This is a genomic window from Alcanivorax sp. HI0044 (assembly GCF_001634945.1).
In genome coordinates this window covers 1-1,088 of record NZ_LWEZ01001863.1, presented here as the reverse complement: position 1 = coordinate 1,088, position 1,088 = coordinate 1, and the positions used below count along the sequence as shown (strand labels likewise).

Annotated in this window: 2 protein-coding genes; both read left to right on the top strand. The window is 56.2% G+C overall.

The genetic code is table 11. The annotated features are described in order from the left end of the window. A partial coding sequence (locus A3730_RS27720; RefSeq protein WP_231884072.1) for a helix-hairpin-helix domain-containing protein occupies positions 1-601 on the top strand: 601 nt, incomplete at its 5' end. Between the two features lie 62 nt (positions 602-663). Beyond that, the coding region (locus A3730_RS27715; RefSeq protein WP_197477691.1) for a translation initiation factor IF-2 associated domain-containing protein at positions 664-1,088 on the top strand (425 nt) is incomplete at its 3' end.

Below are 1,088 nucleotides of genomic sequence, written 5' to 3'. Positions count from 1 at the left end.
AGAAAGCCATTCCATGGATATCGCCGTGGAAGACGAATCCGCACTGGCCCAGGCTATCGGCCGCAGCGGGCAGAACATTCGCCTGGCCTCCGAGCTGACCGGCTGGGAACTCAACGTCATGACTATTGATGACGCTGAGACCAAACAGGAAGAAGAAGCGGAACAGGCCTTGCAGACGTTCATCAATGAGTTGGACGTTGACGAAGATGTGGCCGGTGTACTGGTTGATGAAGGTTTCTCTACCCTCGAAGAAGTGGCCTATGTGCCTGAGGAAGAGATGCTGGCAATTGATGGTTTTGATGAAGAGATCGTGGAGCTGTTGCGCCAGCGCGCCAAAGACGCGCTGTTGACCAAGGCCCTGGTGTCTGAAGAGAAGTTTGAACAGGCCGAGCCTGCGGAAGACCTTCTGAACATGGAAGGTATGGACCGTGAGTTGGCCGTTGAATTGGCTTCCCGTGGCATTGTCACGATGGAAGACCTCGCCGAACAGGCGGTGGATGACCTGCTGGAAATTGAAGGCCTGAGCGAAGAACGTGCAGCCGAGTTGATCATGACTGCACGGGCTCCCTGGTTTGAAGGCGAAGACGAAGCCGGGGCATAACCGCCCCTTTTCAGGCTGATCAAGCAGGCACCATCAGAGACGGACAGGAGAGTGTTGCTGACATGGCAGAAACGACCGTAAAGAAACTGGCCGACATCGTAGGGACGCCCGTCGAGAAGCTGCTCACGCAGATGAAAGACGCAGGGTTGCCCCATGGCGATGCCAGCGAAGTGGTCTCCGATGAACAGAAGCAGCAGCTACTGGCGCATCTGCGCAAGTCTCATGGTGCCCAGGACGAAAGCAGTGGAAAGAAAATTACGCTGAAGCGTAAATCCACCAGCACCATCAAGACCACCGGCGCTGCCGGCAAGTCCAAGACCGTGAACGTGGAGGTGCGCAAGAAACGCACCTACGTGAAACGTGATGTACTGGAAGCGGAAGAGCGTGAAGAAGCAGAACGCCTGGCGGCTGAAGAAGCTGCACGTGCTGCGGAAGAAGAGAAACGCGCGGCAGAAGAAGCCGCCAAACGTGCTGCGGATGATGAAGC